The sequence below is a fragment of the Micromonospora sp. ATCC 39149 genome, assembly GCF_000158815.1.
GTDB lineage: Bacteria > Actinomycetota > Actinomycetes > Mycobacteriales > Micromonosporaceae > Micromonospora.
On sequence record NZ_GG657738.1, the window covers coordinates 5,862,441 to 5,863,822 of the forward strand.

Sequence of the window (1,382 nt, forward strand, 5' to 3'; positions counted from 1 at the left end):
CACCGCCGCCCGCCGGGCCGGTCAGGGGCGCACGCTCGTGGTGGGCGACCGGCTCGACACCGACATCGAGGGTGCCCGCCGGGCCGGCCTGGACAGCCTGCTGGTGCTGACCGGCGTCAGTGACGTACCCGAACTGCTGGCCGCCCCGGCGGCGCGCCGGCCGACGTACGTCTCGGTCGACCTCGCCGGGCTGTTCGACCCGGCGGCGGTGGTCCGGGTGCCGGGTAACGCCGATACGGGCGGCTGGTCGGCGCGCGCGGTCGACGGTGACCTGGAGTTGACCGGGGCCGGCGGGCCGCTGGACGCTCTCGCCGCGCTCTGCGCCGTCGCGTGGGAGGCCGACGTCGGCCCTCGGGTCCGGCCGGGTTCGCCGGAGGCCGGGGTGGCCCTGGCCGCCCTCGGCCTGGCCGACTGAACTCACCGCGTAGCGGGGCCGCCTGCGGCACGACCCGGGTATTTCGGGGCCGGTGCCGCGGGCGGTGCCCGTTCTGGGCGGTCAGAGCAGCTTGCGGAGCTTCATCAGGTCGAACGGGTTCGCCTTGATCGACACCCGGCGGGACGCGACGGCCTTGGTCACGTCGAGTTCGCCACGCACCAGGGCGAGCAGGTCGTCGCTGCTGGTGCTCAGTGCGATCTTCGCCTTCGGGTCGTCTCCGTCGGTCAGGTCGAGCAGCCGCCCGTCGGCGAGCCGGCCGTGGAAGGCGGCGCCCAGGTCGGTCACCCGGCAGGCCAGGGTCCGGTCCAGGTCGACCCGCTCCCGCACGGTATCGGCGTTGCGGTCCAGCCGGGCGGCCAGATCCTGCAACGCCTGCCGACACTCGTCCACGCTGGCCACTTCGTCTCCTCATGCACGCCACGTCCGTTTCCCGGCACCGTACCGCAACGGGCGTCGCACGGCGCCCGGTAGCGTGAGACCCGCAACCCAACCCCACCCCCGTGGAAGGACTCAGGCATGCAGGACGCGTGGCGCGCCTACCTCGGACTGGCCATGGGCCTGACGGAGGCGCCCCGGAAGAAGGCCCAGGAGGTCGTGCGCCGGGTCGTCGGCTCCGGCGAGGCGACCGCAACCCAGCTCCAGGCCCTCGCCGAGGAGTTGGTCTCGACCGGCGCGGCGAATCGGGAGGCGCTGACCAAGCTGGTGCGCTTCGAGGTCGACCGCGCGCTCGGCACGGTCGGGCTGGCCACCGCCGATGAGGTGGCCGAGTTGACCCGCCGGGTGCACGAGCTGGAACGCCAGTTGAGGGAGGCCAGGGCGGGCCTCGCCGAGCCCGCCCCGCAGCCGGCCGGGGCACCGGGCGGCTCGCAGCCGTCTTCGCCGCCGGCATCATCCCCGACCCCGGTGGCGAAGAAGGCCGTCGCGAAGAAGGCCGTCGCTACGGAGA

3 protein-coding genes are annotated in these 1,382 nt (G+C 74.5%); 2 read left to right on the forward strand and 1 reads right to left on the reverse strand.

The features are described from left to right. On the forward strand, nt 1–415 hold a 415-nt coding region (locus tag MCAG_RS25770), incomplete at its 5' end, for an HAD hydrolase-like protein (protein ID WP_157548634.1). An 81-nt stretch (nt 416–496) separates the two neighbouring features. On the opposite strand, the gene MCAG_RS25775 is transcribed toward MCAG_RS25770, so the two are convergent. Then, entirely contained in the window at nt 497–835 is a 339-nt protein-coding gene (locus MCAG_RS25775) for an SCP2 sterol-binding domain-containing protein (protein ID WP_007075887.1), read from the reverse strand. A gap of 117 nt (nt 836–952) precedes the next feature. Here MCAG_RS25775 and MCAG_RS25780 point away from each other — a divergent pair. Beyond that, the coding region (locus MCAG_RS25780) for a phasin family protein (RefSeq protein ID WP_007075888.1) at nt 953–1,382 on the forward strand (430 nt) is incomplete at its 3' end.